Raw genomic sequence first — 13,444 nt, 5'->3', positions numbered from 1 at the left:
GATGAGCGCGAAACCCCCGGCGATATTCCTCATGGGCCCGACCGCGGCCGGCAAGACCGACCTTGCCATCGAGCTGACCAAGGTGCTGCCCTGCGAGCTGATCAGCGTCGACTCGGCCCTGGTCTATCGCGGCATGGACATCGGCACCGCGAAACCCTCCAAAGCGGTGCTGGCGGCCCACCCGCACCGCTTGATCGATATTCTCGACCCCGCCGAAAGCTACTCGGCCAAGCGCTTCTGCACCGATGCCCTCGAGGCCATGGCCGAGATCACCGCGCGCGGCAAGATCCCGCTGCTGGTCGGCGGCACCATGCTTTATTACAAGGCGTTGGTCGAAGGCTTGGCCGACATGCCAGCCGCCGACCCTGCGGTGCGCGCCGAACTCGAGGCCCAGGCCGCCAGCCTGGGCCTGGCCGAACTGCACCGGCAATTGGCCGAAGTGGACCCGGAATCCGCCGCGCGCATCCATCCGAATGACCCACAGCGGCTGATTCGCGCGCTCGAGGTGTACCGTGTCAGCGGCGAGAGCATGACCGCCCACCGCCAGCGTCAATTCGCGGAAAGTCGCGGCGCAGACGCAGGCGCGGACGGGCATTTGCCCTATACTGTCGCCAGCCTGGCGATAGCGCCTACAGATCGTCACATTTTGCATGAGCGAATTGCGTTACGATTTTCGCAGATGCTGGAACAGGGCTTCATCGACGAGGTCCGAACGCTGCGAGACAGAAGTGACTTGCACGCGGAACTGCCGTCTATACGGGCAGTGGGATATCGACAGGTCTGGGACTATCTCGACGGCAAGCTGTCTGAGAATGAGATGCGTGAACGCGGTATCATTGCCACGCGCCAGCTGGCCAAGCGCCAATTCACCTGGTTGCGCGGCTGGGAAGGCGTGCACTGGCTGGATAGCCTGGCCTGCGACAATCTGTCCCGCACCTTGAAATACCTGGGGACCGTCTCCATATTGAGCTGAGTCCCTGCCAAATGCCGTCTATTCTTGCGAAGGGGCGGCATAATTTATCGATTTTCTTGATTTTCTACTATTGATCCTTACAGGAGTGCGGCATATGTCAAAAGGGCATTCGCTACAAGACCCTTACTTGAACACCTTGAGAAAAGAAAAAGTCCCGGTTTCGATCTATCTGGTCAACGGGATCAAGCTGCAGGGCCAGATCGAATCCTTCGACCAGTTCGTTGTGCTGCTGAAGAACACCGTCAGCCAGATGGTTTACAAGCACGCCATTTCGACCGTCGTCCCTGCCCGTCCGGTTCGCCTGCCAAGCCCGACTGATGCCGATCACGGCGATAGCGAGCCAGGCAACGCTTGAAAGTAGGAGCCTGCATTGTTCTTTGAGCGCCACGGTGGTGGTGAGCGAGCGTTGCTCGTTCACTTGGAAGGTCAGAACCCTGAGGCGCGCGAAGACCCGCAGGAGTTTCAGGAGCTGGCGCTGTCGGCCGGAGCCGATATCGTCTCGCTGGTAACAGTGGCGCGGCATCAGCCCACCGCCAAGTTTCTGATCGGCAGTGGCAAGGTCGAGGAGCTACGCGACCTGGTCCATTCGGCCGAAGCCGACCTGGTGATTTTCAATCACACCCTCACGCCCAGCCAGGAACGCAACCTCGAACGAGTCTTCGAGTGTCGCGTGCTGGACCGTACCGGGCTGATTCTCGATATCTTCGCCCAGCGGGCGCGTACTCACGAAGGCAAGCTGCAGGTCGAACTGGCCCAGCTCGAGCACATGAGCACGCGGCTGGTGCGCGGCTGGACCCACCTTGAACGACAGAAAGGTGGTATCGGCCTGCGCGGCCCGGGTGAGACCCAGCTGGAAACCGACCGCCGTCTGCTGCGGGTGCGCCTGCGCCAGATCAAGGCGCGCCTTGAAAAAGTGCGCAGCCAGCGCGAGCAGGCCCGTCGCGGGCGCAAGCGCGCGGACATCCCATCGGTGTCGCTGGTGGGCTACACCAACGCCGGCAAGTCGACCCTGTTCAACGCCCTCACCCAATCCGAGGTGTATGCTGCGGACCAGCTGTTCGCCACCCTCGACCCGACCCTGCGCCGGCTCGAGCTGGCCGACCTGGGGCCGATCGTGCTGGCCGACACCGTGGGCTTCATTCGCCACCTGCCGCACAAGCTGGTCGAGGCATTTCGGGCTACGCTCGAAGAGTCGAGCAACTCCGACCTGCTGCTGCACGTGATCGACGCCCATGAGCCCGAGCGGATGGAGCAGATCGAGCAGGTGCTGGCGGTGCTGGGCGAGATCGGTGCCGAGAGCTTGCCGATCCTCGAGGTGTATAACAAACTCGACCTGCTCGAAGATGTCGAGCCGCAGATCCAGCGCGATGCCGACGGCAAGCCGCAGCGGGTCTGGGTATCGGCACGCGATGGACGAGGCCTGGAGCTGGTTGGCCAGGCGGTTGCCGAGTTGCTGGGGGACGACCTGTATGTCGGTACCTTGTGCCTGGAGCAGCGATTTGCCCGCCTGCGCGCGCAATTCTTTGCCCTGGGTGCCGTGCAGAGTGAAGAGCATGATGAAGAAGGGCGCAGCCTGCTGAGCGTGCGACTGCCCAGGGTCGAGCTGAATCGCCTGGTCAGCCGCGAAGGCATCGAGCCGCAAGTGTTTGTCGAGCAACACACTTTGCAATAAATGCCCGTCGAGGTCGGCGGGCAGCGGTGACAGGCATTCTGTAGCATTGGACGGCGCGCCGTGGGCGCGTCTTTGCTTTATCAGATGGAGAGCGCTATGGCTTGGAACGAGCCGGGTGGCAACTCGAACAATCAGGATCCCTGGGGCGGTCGCCGTAACGGCGGCGGCGGTGGTGGCGACAAGAAAGGTCCACCGGATCTGGACGAGGCCTTCCGCAAGCTGCAGGACAGCCTGAACGGCATGTTCGGCAGTGGCAAGAAACGCGGTGGCGGTGGCGACCGTAATATCGGCAAGGGCGGCAGCTATGGCTTGCTGGGCATCGGCCTGGCGGTACTGGCAGCCATCTGGCTGTACAACGCCGTGTACGTGGTGGACGAGCAGGAGCAGGCCGTGGTGCTGCGCTTCGGCAAGTACTACGAGACCGTCGGTCCGGGCCTGAATATCTATTTCCCGCCGATCGACCGCAAGTACATGGAAAACGTGACCCGCGAGCGGGCCTACACCAAGCAGGGGCAGATGCTCACCGAAGACGAGAACATCGTCGAGGTGCCGCTGACCGTGCAGTACCGCATCAGCAACCTGCAGGACTTCGTGCTCAACGTCGACCAGCCGGAAGTCAGCCTGCAGCATGCGACCGACAGCGCCCTGCGCCACGTGGTGGGTTCCACCTCGATGGACCAGGTGCTGACCGAAGGCCGTGAGCAGATGGCCGTGGACATCCGCGAGCGCCTGCAGCGTTTCCTCGACACCTACCGCACCGGTATCACCGTCACCCAGGTCAACGTGCAGAGCGCGGCAGCCCCGCGTGAAGTGCAGGAAGCCTTCGACGACGTGATCCGTGCCCGTGAAGACGAGCAGCGGGCGCGCAACCAGGCCGAGTCCTACGCCAACGGCGTGGTGCCGGAGGCCCGTGGCCAGGCGCAGCGCATCATCGAGGACGCCAACGGCTACCGCGACGAAGTCATCGCCCGCGCCAAGGGTGAGGCCGACCGCTTCAGCAAGCTGGTCACCGAGTACCGCAAGGCCCCGGAGGTCACGCGTCAGCGCCTGTACCTGGAAACCATGCAGGAGGTGTACAGCAACTCCAGCAAGGTTCTGGTCACGGCCAAGGATGGGCAGAACAACCTGCTCTACCTGCCGCTGGACAAGATGGTCGAAGGCAGCCGCAGCAACCCTGCAGCGCCGGTCAGCAGCGTTTCGCCGTCGGTCAATGACGCCGCCGCGCGCGCCGCCCAGGACCTGCAACCACAACCGCCGCTGCGTTCCAGGGAGAGCCGCTGATGAGCAATAAATCGCTGTTCGCCCTGATCGGCGCCGTGGTGCTGGCGATCGTCGCCTGGAACTGCTTCTACATCGTTTCGCAGACTGAGCGCGCGGTATTGCTGCAGTTCGGTCGCGTGGTCAAGGCCGATGTCCAGCCTGGCCTGCATGTGAAGGTGCCGTACGTCAACCAGGTGCGCAAGTTCGACGCTCGCCTGATGACCCTCGACGCCCCGACCCAGCGTTTCCTGACGCTGGAGAAGAAAGCAGTGATGGTCGATGCCTACGCCAAGTGGCGGGTGAAGGACGCCGAGCGTTTCTACACCGCGACCTCGGGTATGAAGCAGATCGCCGACGAGCGCCTGTCGCGTCGTCTGGAAAGCGGCCTGCGTGACCAATTCGGTAAGCGTACCCTGCACGAGGTGGTGTCCGGTGAGCGTGACGCGCTGATGGCTGACATCACCGCTTCGCTGAACCGCATGGCTAGCAAGGAGCTGGGCATCGAGGTGGTCGACGTGCGCGTCAAGGCCATCGACCTGCCGAAGGAAGTCAACCGCAGCGTGTTCGACCGCATGAGCACCGAGCGTGAACGTGAGGCCCGCGAGCACCGCGCCAAGGGTAATGAGCTGGCCGAAGGTATTCGTGCCGACGCCGACCGTCAGCGCCGCGTGCTGCTGGCCGAAGCGTATCGTGAAGCGGAAGAGACCCGCGGTGATGGCGACGCCCAGGCGGCCGCCATCTATGCCAAGGCCTACACCCAGGACGCCGATTTCTATGCGTTCTACCGTAGTCTCAAGGCCTATCGCGAAAGCTTCTCCAGCAAGAGCGACGTGCTGGTCCTGGACGCGAAGAACGAGTTCTTCCGCTACCTGGACAAGAGCAAGCCCTGATGGCACCCGCATGAGGGGACGCCCCGTCTGGCAGCTAAAATGCTAGGCGGGGTGCATCCTGAATGAAAAGGGGTGTATGATGCGGCAGCCGGGAAATTCCCGGCTTTTTTGCGTCTGCAAGGTTGATTGGCCGCTGGCTGGTTGACGGTTTGGTCAGGACGCAAGGCAATTCGAGGGTATTGGCTACGGTGGTTGCGCTGGGATCGGTGCTGCCCGCTATTGTGCGCCAATGCCTGCTTTACTCACGGCTCGCCAGCTGGCAGGCCGCCCGGACCAGAGGGGAAATGGCGTAATGGCAACGGTAGACCGCTGGCTGCTGCCAGATGGCATCGAGGAAGTACTGCCACCTGAGGCCGCGCGCATTGAAATCGCGCGGCGCCAGGTGTTGGACCTGTTCCAGAGTTGGGGTTACGAACTGGTCGTCACGCCGCATATCGAGTACCTGGAGTCGCTGCTCACCGGCGCCGGCCAGGACCTGGACCAGCGCACCTTCAAGGTGGTCGACCCGCAGTCGGGCCGCCTGATGGGCTTCCGCGCCGACTTCACCCCGCAGGTGGCGCGCATCGACGCCCACACCCTGCGTCGCGAAGGCCCGAGCCGTCTGTGCTACGCCGGCAGCGTGCTGCACGCCCAGCCTCGCGCGTTGTCCACCTCGCGCAGCCCGATCCAGCTGGGCGCCGAGCTGTATGGCGATGCCAGCCCGACCAGTGATGTCGAAGTCATCAGCCTGATGCTCGCCACACTGCAATTGACCGATGTGGCGGATGTACACATGGACCTCGGCCATGTCGGCATCTACCGTGGCCTGGCCCGTGCTGCCAACTTGTCCGGCGCGGTCGAGCAGCAGCTGTTCGACGCCCTGCAGCGCAAGGCCGTCGACGAGGTGCAGGCGCTGACCGCCGACCTGCCGAAGGATCTGGGCAACATGCTGCGCGCCCTGGTCGAGCTGTGCGGTGGTCGTGAAGTGCTGGCCGAGGCCCGCGTGCGCCTGGGTCGTGCCCCGGCCAGCGTGCTGGCGGCGCTGGATGATCTGCTGGCGATCGCCGACCGCCTGGCCGCGCGTTACCCGGACCTGCCGCTGTACTTCGACCTCGGCGAGCTGCGCGGCTACCACTATCACACCGGCGTGGTGTTCGCCGTGTTCGTGCCGGGCGAGGGTCAATCGATCGCCCAGGGCGGGCGCTACGACGACATCGGCGCCGATTTTGGCCGGGCTCGCCCGGCCACTGGTTTCTCTACGGATTTGAAGACCCTGGTCACACTGGGGCGAGCGGAGGTCGTATTGCCAGCTGGCGGCATCTGGATGCCTGACAGCAGCGATGCGGCCCTCTGGCAGATGGTCTGCCAGTTGCGCAACGAGGGCCAGCGTGTGGTCCAGGCCCTGCCTGGCCAGCCGCTGAGTGCTGCTCTCGAGGCGGATTGTGATCGGCAATTGATTCAGCAAGACGGGCGCTGGCAGGTTCTGCCGCTGACCCAGTGAGATTCTGCGCCGGCAATGGGCCGGCAACCAAGTTTGCGTGAATGAGGACAAATGTAATGGGTAAGAATGTCGTCGTCCTGGGCACCCAGTGGGGTGATGAGGGCAAAGGCAAGATCGTCGATCTGCTGACCGAACATGCTGCCGCCGTCGTGCGCTACCAAGGTGGCCACAACGCGGGTCACACCCTGGTGATCAACGGTGAGAAGACCGTTCTGCACCTGATTCCGTCCGGTATCCTGCGTGAAGGCGTGCAATGCCTGATCGGCAACGGCGTGGTCGTTGCCCCGGATGCCCTGATGCGTGAAATCACCAAGCTGGAAGAGAAGGGCGTGCCGGTGCGCGAGCGCCTGCGCATCAGCCCGGCGGCGCCGCTGATCCTGTCGTACCACGTGGCGCTGGACCAGGCCCGTGAAAAGGCCCGTGGCGAAGCCAAGATCGGCACCACCGGCCGCGGCATCGGCCCAGCCTACGAAGACAAGGTCGCGCGTCGCGGCCTGCGCGTGGGCGACCTGTTCCACCGCGAGCGCTTCGCCGCCAAGCTCGGTGAGCTGCTGGACTACCACAACTTCCAGCTGGTCAATTACTACAAAGAGCCGGCCATCGACTTCCAGCAGACCCTGGACGAGTGCATGGCCTATGCCGAGCAGCTCAAGCCGATGATGCTCGACGTCACCGCCGAGCTGCACAACCTGCGCCGCGCCGGCAAGGACATCATGTTCGAAGGCGCCCAGGGTTCGCTGCTGGACATCGACCACGGTACCTACCCGTACGTCACCAGCTCCAACACCACTGCCGGCGGCATCTCCACCGGTTCCGGCGTTGGCCCGATGTACCTGGACTACATCCTCGGCATCACCAAGGCCTACACCACCCGCGTCGGTTCCGGTCCGTTCCCGACCGAACTGTTCGACGAGACTGGCGCCACCCTGGCCAAGCGTGGTCACGAGTTCGGTTCGACCACCGGCCGTGCCCGCCGCTGCGGCTGGTTCGATGCCGTGATCCTGCGTCGCGCCATCGACGTCAACAGCATCTCGGGCATCTGCCTGACCAAGCTGGACGTGCTGGACGGCCTGGAAACCATCAATATCTGCGTGGGCTACAAGAACGAGAACGGTGCCGTCATCGACGCGCCTTCCGATGCCGACAGCTACATCGGCCTGGAGCCGGTGTACGAAGAAATGCCAGGTTGGAGCGAGTCGACCCTGGGCGTGAAAACCCTGGAAGAGCTGCCAGCTGCCGCGCGCGCTTACATCAAGCGCATCGAGGAGCTGGTGGGCGCGCCGATCGATATCATCTCGACCGGTCCGGACCGCAACGAGACCATCGTGCTGCGTCATCCGTTCGCCTGATCGGCCGCTTCGGTAGCTGATTGAACGCCGCGTTCCCGCAAGGGAGCGCGGCGTTTTTCTTTTCTGCGCCATACCGTATCGGCCCTTTCGCGGGCAAGCCCGCTCCCACAGAAGCAACGTTAAACCTGTGGGAGCGGGCTTGCCCGCGAAGGGGGTGGTATTGACGCCACTGATCCTGGCGTTTTTACCTGCTGCCTTCGGCATAACCCTTGCTGTAAGAAGTTTCTGTAGATGCCATCAAAGTAATGGCGCCAGAAACACGAGGGTTACAACGTGTCTGCCATCCTTTCACTGTTACGAAGCCGCCTCTTGCGGCCTGTGTTTGTTGCGCTTGGTATCGCTCTTCTGGTGCAGGTGCTGGTCGCCGTTGCGCTGACACGGAGCACGGTCACCGCTCTGGAGGCCGATTTGGGCACGCGCCTGGGCAACGACAGCCAGAAACTGGCCGCCGAACTGGAGCAGGCCGGGCAGGATGTCCGCGCCGGGCTCGACAGCTTGTCGGCCAGTACGCGCCAGCGCCTCAGTGCCGGCCTGTCCGAGCGCTTGCAGGGCGAGCAGCAGCAACTGCGCACCACCTTGGAGAAGAACCTCAAGGACTCGGCCAATGACATGGCCGAGCTTTTGGCCTCGGTCGCGCCGCGGGCGATCTGGGACAACGATGTACCGATGCTGTCGGACTTCGCCCGGCGTGCCCAGCGCAACCCCAACGTGCTGTTCGTGATCTATGACGACGCCCAGGGTCAGCACCTGACCCGTTACCTCAATCGGCAGAATCCGATCAACCAGGCTTTGATGGACAAGGGGCAGGGTGAGCGGGCGCTGGACAAGGTACTGGATGCCGCGCGCAAGGATCCGTCGGTGTACTTCGTCGAGGCCTCGATCAACCCCAACGGTGCCGAGATCGGCAAGGTGCTGATGGGCGTTTCCACCGCCGGTGTCGACCAGGAACTCAAGGCTCTCGACCAGCGTTTCGCCGCTTTGATAGCCAGTGGTGAGCAACTGGTCGGCGACAGCCTGGTGGCCGCTGCCGCCGACAGTGGCAAGGCTCTGCGCGCACGTCTGGAGACCGCGCAGAACAGCGCCACGGCGATGCAGGCCAATACCGCGCAGACCGTGCGCGAAGCCGCTGGCGAGTTGCGCTGGCGTATCGGCCTGGGCCTGGTGCTGGTCGGGCTGGGTGTGTTGCTGGTGGTGGCCGTGGTGCTCGGGCGTCGGGTGCTGAGCAAGCTTGGCCTGCTGATCGCCGCGCTGAACGACCTGGCTGCCGGCGAAGGTGACCTGACCAAGCGGGTGAAGCTCGACAGCCGTGACGAGATCGGCGACATGGCCTCGGCGGTCAATCGCTTCGTCGACAAGCTGCAGCCCATCGTTCGCGAAGCCGGCGAGGTGGCGCAGCGCACGGGTGTCGAGATCGGCAGCATGGCCCAGCGCAACGCGGGGGCCGATGCCGCCGCCGCGCTGCAGCGCGACGAAGTGGCGGCCAGCCTGCGTGACCTGTCGAGCATGGCCGATGAGGCACAGGCCGAGAGCCATGCGATGCAGGCTGCATTGCAGCAGGTGGTCGATATCCGCCAGGCCACCGACGAGAACAGCCGGGCGTCCACGCAACTGGCGCGGCTGATCGAGAACCTGGCCGGCGAGGTGCAGACCGGTTCCCAGGTGATCGAGCGCCTGGCCAAGCAGAGCGAGCAGATCGAAGTGGTGCTGACGGTGATCCATGGTATTGCCGAGCAGACCAACCTGCTGGCGCTCAACGCCGCCATCGAGGCGGCGCGGGCGGGCGAGACCGGGCGTGGTTTTGCCGTGGTGGCCGACGAGGTACGCGCGCTGGCGAGCAAGACCCAGAGTTCGACCGGGGATATCCAGTCGCACATCACTGCCTTGCAGCAGGGGGCCAAGGAGGCGGTGGCGACCATCAGCCAGGCCGGGCGCCAGGCCAGCGAGGGATTGCTGGTGTTGCGTGACAACGAGCGGCGTCAGCAGTCGGTGCAGGCCGCCGTGGAACAGGTGCATGCGGCAATCGGCCTGGCCACCCGTGCCGCCGAACAGCAGGCCAACGGCGCGCAGGCGGTGCGTGGGCGGGTGGAGACCATCCATGCCCAGGCCGAGCGTTCGGCCGAGGTGGTGATGCAGACCACGGCCAGCAGCAAGGTGCTGGACGACCTGGCGGCGCAGTTGCGGGCCAGCCTGGGGCAGTTCAGAGCCTGACTTGGGCGAGGGCTGCGCCCTCGCATCGCGACACAAGGCCGCGCCCACAGGCGTAGCGCATGGTTTGAGGTCGACGCGGCCACTGTGGGAGCAACTGTCTTGCTCAATTTCTAGAATCTGGCGCGATCCCTGTGGGAGCGGCTTTAGCCGCGAACACCGGCGTAGCCGGTGCCAAACACCGCGGCGTTCGCTTCGCGGGTAAACCCGCTCCCACAGGCGTAGCGCATGGCTTGAGGTCGGCGCGGCCACTGTGGGAGCGGCCTTGTGTCGCGATAGGGCCGCAAAGCGGCCCCGGCAGGTGTCACGCCTTGTTCAGATACATCCGCGTAGTCAGCAGATACACCGGCAGCCCCGACACCACGATCAGCAAAGCCGCATAAGGCGCCGCCGCCGCGAACTCGACGTTGGCGGTATGCGCCCACACCTCGGTGGCCAAGGTGGTCATGCCGGTGGGGCTGAGCAGCAGGGTCGCGGTCAGCTCCTTCATCGCATCCAGGAACACCAGGGCGAACGCCGCTGCCATCGCCGGGAAGATGATCGGCAGGGTGACCCGGCAAAACGCGCCGAAACTGCTCGCGCCCAGGGTGCGGGCCGCCTCTTCCAGAGTCGGCGAGGCCTTGTTCAGCGCCGTGCGCACCGGCGACTGGGCCAGTGGCAGGAACAGCAGGGCGTAGGCCAGGATCAACAGCGCGGTGGTCTGGTACAGCGCCGGCACATAGTGCAGGGCGAAGAACACCAGGGTTAGCGCAATCACCAGCCCCGGCAGGGCGTGCAGTAGGTATGGCAGGCGTTCGGCCCAGATTGCCAGGCGTCCCTTGTAGCGCACCACCAGGAAGCTGATCGGCAGGGCCAGCAGCACGCAGAAGCCGGCGCCGCCCAGGGACACCGACAGCGAAGTGGCCAGGGCCTTGCTGATGGCCGCGACCGGGAAGGCTGCCGACGAACCGACGCTCAGCCAGTAGCCGAGCATTGCCAGCGGAATGCCGCTGCCCAGGACCGCCAGGGCCAGGCAGAACAGCTGCCCCAGCGGCATCCAGCCACGCAGGCGCAGCGGCTGCGCGCGGCGTGCCACGCCCTGGCCGATACGCACATGGCGCGCCTTGCCGCGTACTCGCAGCTCCAGCCACAACATCGCCAGGCACAGCACCAGCAGTACCGCCGAGAGCATGGCCGCGTTGGCATTGCTGAACTCCAGCTCGAATTGCTGGTAGATCGCCGTGGTGAAGGTCTGCAAGCCGAGGATCGACAGTGCGCCGAACTCCACCAGCATGTGCAGGGCGATCAGCAGCGCGCCGCCGAGCATCGATGGCCACAGCAGCGGTAGGGTGATCTTGTGGAATACGCCCCAGCGGCTGCAGCCCAAGGTGCGCGCAGACTCTTCCAGCGCGGTGTCGAGGTTGCGCAGGGTCGCGGCCACCGGCAGGAACACCAAGGGGTACTTGGAAAGCGCCATCACCAGGATCGCTCCGCCCAGGCCCTCGAAGTCCGAGCTCAGCGACACCCAGGTGAAGCTGCTGACGAACGATGGCACGGCGAACGGCAAGCACAGCACCACGCCCCACAGGCGTCGGCCCGGCAGGTCGCTGCGCTCCAGCAGCCAGGCCAGGGCCACGCCGACCACCAGGCACAGCGCGGTGACGCCGACCATCAGCAGCAAGGTGTTGCGCAGCAGGCCCCAGACGAACGGGCGCCAGAGCAGGCGCAGTGCCTCGTGCCAGCCGGCATCCCAGGCCTTGAGCCCGACGTACAGCAAAGGCAGCACGCTCATGGCCACCAGGAACAGCACAGGCAGCACCACCCAGACGGATGGGCGCTTGCGCCTTGGAACGAAGCGGGCCAAGGCGGGTGAGGGCAGGGCGGCGGTCATCAGAGCAGGCCAACCTCACGTTCGAGCTCGATGGCCTCCTCGGCATTGCCCAGGTCGGCGGCCGAGATCTTCGGCGGGCGCAGTTCGTCGAACGGCTTCAGGCCGCGATCGGAGACCATGCCCTTGTGCAGCGGGTACTCGGCGGTGGTCTGGGTGATCACGCGCTGGCCTTCTTCACTGGCCATCCAGTTGAGCAGGGCTTGGGCTTCCTTGGGGTGCTTGCTGGCCTTGACCACCGCGGCGCCGGAAACGGTGACCAGGTTGCCGGCATCGCCATCGGCCAGGTAGTAAAGCTTGGAATCCAGCTCGCCGCGCTCGCGCTCAAGGGCATACCAGTAGTAGTTGTTCACCAGTACCGCGGCCACTTCGCCTTTTTCAACGGCCTTGAGCGCAACCATGTTGTTGGTGTAGGTCTTGCCGAAGGCTTTCAGGCCGGTCAGCCATTCTTCGGTGGCTTCGCGCCCGTGCATCTTCAGGATGGCCACGGCCTGTTCCTGGAAGGCGCCGCTGGTAGGGACATAGCCGACGCGTCCGTCCCATTCGGGGTTGGCGAAGTCCATTACCGTGGTCGGCAGGTCTTTCTCGTCGATCTTCTTCGGGTTGAACACCACGATGCGGGTGCGGGCGGTGATGCCCATCCAGGTGCCGTTGGCGCCTACATATTCCTTGGGCATCATGTTCGCGGTGGCGTCGTCGATCTTCGCCAGCAGGCCCAGCTCGCCCAGATTGTTCAGGGGCGGGGATTCCTCGGTGTAGATGATGTCGGCCGGCGAGCGCTGGCCTTCTTCGATGATCTGGCTGGCCAGCTGGTTGCTGCTGCCCTTGCGGATGTTGATGTGGATGCCGGTCTTGGCCTCGTAGGCCTTGGCGATGGCGTCGCCGATTTCCTTGTGCTGGCCGTTGTACATCGTCAGCGTGACCGGGCTGTCTGCCAGGGCGGCCGGAGCGCCGATCACCAGGCTCAGCAGTGCAGCGGCCAGGGTGCGCATCAGCGGTTGCGGGCGGATCGTCATGCGGGTACTTCCTCGCTTACGGCTACATATTTGGAAACAATGGTAAACGAAATCGTTTCTCAAGTGGCCGGATGACGGGAAATTCATGGGATCTGTGTAGGAGCGGCCTTGTGTCGCGAAAGGGTCGCACAGCGACCCCGGCGATCTTGGCGTGAACGCTGAAACCTAGGGCCGCTGCGCGCCCCTTTCGCGACACAAGGCCGCTCCTACAGGGGGAGGGCGTTGGTCGGCTGCAAAAATCGCAGACAAGAAAAAACCCACTAGCAAGCTAGTGGGTTTTTGTATGGTGCCCAGGAGAAGACTCGAACTTCCACGACCGTTAAGTCACTGATACCTGAAACCAGCGCGTCTACCAATTCCGCCACCTGGGCAAAGCTTTGCATCATCTGTCGAAGGCGACTATCGTACGCTTTCACACAGTAGTAACAGATCCTTGGTCATCTGTTGCTTGAAAAATTTTGGTGCCCAGGAGAAGACTCGAACTTCCACGGCCGTTAAGCCACTGATACCTGAAACCAGCGCGTCTACCAATTCCGCCACCTGGGCACACATTCGAGATTACAAGATGCTTTACAGCGTCGTTCATCTCTACTACAACTTCGGGGTTGTCCGTCGTTGTGGTGCGCACTATACGGACGCTCCTGATGCCTGTAAAGCCCCCGATCGAAAAAAAATTCAAAAAATTCAACTTGTTGATTCCGCAGGCCTATTCCCGTTCAGCGGACACCTTAT

9 protein-coding genes, 2 tRNA genes and 2 pseudogenes are annotated in these 13,444 nt (G+C 63.9%); 9 read left to right on the top strand and 4 right to left on the bottom strand.

Annotated features, from left to right (window positions below; genetic code table 11):
* Position 1 precedes the first annotated feature (1 nt).
* From miaA to HU772_RS25385, 9 genes and pseudogenes are all read left to right on the top strand, one after another.
* Positions 2–973, top strand: a complete 972-nt coding sequence (miaA, locus tag HU772_RS22310; protein WP_186660782.1) for a tRNA (adenosine(37)-N6)-dimethylallyltransferase MiaA — start codon at positions 2–4, stop codon at positions 971–973.
* 94 nt (positions 974–1,067) lie between these two features.
* Positions 1,068–1,328, top strand: a complete 261-nt coding sequence (gene hfq / locus HU772_RS22305) for an RNA chaperone Hfq (protein WP_134690293.1) — start codon at positions 1,068–1,070, stop codon at positions 1,326–1,328.
* A gap of 15 nt (positions 1,329–1,343) precedes the next feature.
* Complete coding sequence (hflX, locus tag HU772_RS22300; protein ID WP_186660781.1) at positions 1,344–2,645, top strand: ribosome rescue GTPase HflX; 1,302 nt, start codon at positions 1,344–1,346, stop codon at positions 2,643–2,645.
* Between the two features lie 96 nt (positions 2,646–2,741).
* On the top strand, positions 2,742–3,926 hold the full coding sequence (gene hflK / locus HU772_RS22295; protein WP_186660780.1) for an FtsH protease activity modulator HflK: 1,185 nt from the start codon (positions 2,742–2,744) through the stop codon (positions 3,924–3,926).
* A complete protein-coding gene (hflC, locus tag HU772_RS22290; protein WP_134690290.1) occupies positions 3,926–4,795 on the top strand; it encodes a protease modulator HflC in 870 nt (289 codons plus the stop codon). The genes hflK and hflC overlap by 1 nt, the downstream gene beginning before the upstream one ends.
* Positions 4,796–5,087: 292 nt before the next feature.
* On the top strand, positions 5,088–6,275 hold the full coding sequence (locus tag HU772_RS22285) for an ATP phosphoribosyltransferase regulatory subunit (RefSeq protein ID WP_186660779.1): 1,188 nt from the start codon (positions 5,088–5,090) through the stop codon (positions 6,273–6,275).
* Between the two features lie 56 nt (positions 6,276–6,331).
* Entirely contained in the window at positions 6,332–7,624 is a 1,293-nt protein-coding gene (locus HU772_RS22280) for an adenylosuccinate synthase (protein ID WP_186660778.1), read from the top strand.
* 609 nt (positions 7,625–8,233) lie between these two features.
* Positions 8,234–8,926, top strand: a pseudogene (locus HU772_RS25390) (methyl-accepting chemotaxis protein); the annotation flags it as partial.
* 390 nt (positions 8,927–9,316) lie between these two features.
* Positions 9,317–9,832: pseudogene (locus HU772_RS25385) on the top strand (methyl-accepting chemotaxis protein); the annotation flags it as partial.
* 301 nt (positions 9,833–10,133) lie between these two features.
* Here HU772_RS25385 and HU772_RS22270 read toward each other — a convergent pair.
* The 4 genes from HU772_RS22270 to HU772_RS22255 all read right to left on the bottom strand — a co-directional run bounded on the left by HU772_RS22270 (position 10,134) and on the right by HU772_RS22255 (position 13,258).
* A complete protein-coding gene (locus tag HU772_RS22270; RefSeq protein WP_186660776.1) occupies positions 10,134–11,699 on the bottom strand; it encodes an ABC transporter permease in 1,566 nt (521 codons plus the stop codon).
* Positions 11,699–12,712, bottom strand: coding sequence for an extracellular solute-binding protein (locus HU772_RS22265; protein WP_186660775.1), 1,014 nt, complete (start codon positions 12,710–12,712; stop codon positions 11,699–11,701). Before HU772_RS22265 ends, HU772_RS22270 begins: the two co-directional genes overlap by 1 nt.
* A gap of 284 nt (positions 12,713–12,996) precedes the next feature.
* Positions 12,997–13,083: transfer RNA gene (locus HU772_RS22260), tRNA-Leu, on the bottom strand.
* A gap of 88 nt (positions 13,084–13,171) precedes the next feature.
* A tRNA-Leu gene (locus HU772_RS22255) sits at positions 13,172–13,258 on the bottom strand.
* Positions 13,259–13,444 lie beyond the last annotated feature (186 nt).

This window comes from Pseudomonas xantholysinigenes, from assembly GCF_014268885.2.
Lineage (GTDB): Bacteria > Pseudomonadota > Gammaproteobacteria > Pseudomonadales > Pseudomonadaceae > Aquipseudomonas > Aquipseudomonas xantholysinigenes.
The sequence above is the reverse complement of the archived record's forward strand: the minus strand, read 5'-3'. Positions and strand labels throughout refer to the sequence as shown.

Excerpts from the sequence above, each read along its gene's own strand:
- miaA (WP_186660782.1), top strand. The coding sequence starts at position 2 with ATGAGCGCGAAACCCCCGGCGATATTCCTCATGGGCCCGACCGCGGCC.
- hfq (WP_134690293.1), top strand. The coding sequence starts at position 1,068 with ATGTCAAAAGGGCATTCGCTACAAGACCCTTACTTGAACACCTTGAGA.
- hflK (WP_186660780.1), top strand. The coding sequence starts at position 2,742 with ATGGCTTGGAACGAGCCGGGTGGCAACTCGAACAATCAGGATCCCTGG.
- hflC (WP_134690290.1), top strand. The coding sequence starts at position 3,926 with ATGAGCAATAAATCGCTGTTCGCCCTGATCGGCGCCGTGGTGCTGGCG.
- HU772_RS22285 (WP_186660779.1), top strand. The coding sequence starts at position 5,088 with ATGGCAACGGTAGACCGCTGGCTGCTGCCAGATGGCATCGAGGAAGTA.
- HU772_RS22280 (WP_186660778.1), top strand. The coding sequence starts at position 6,332 with ATGGGTAAGAATGTCGTCGTCCTGGGCACCCAGTGGGGTGATGAGGGC.
- HU772_RS22270 (WP_186660776.1), bottom strand. The coding sequence starts at position 11,699 with ATGACCGCCGCCCTGCCCTCACCCGCCTTGGCCCGCTTCGTTCCAAGG.
- HU772_RS22265 (WP_186660775.1), bottom strand. The coding sequence starts at position 12,712 with ATGACGATCCGCCCGCAACCGCTGATGCGCACCCTGGCCGCTGCACTG.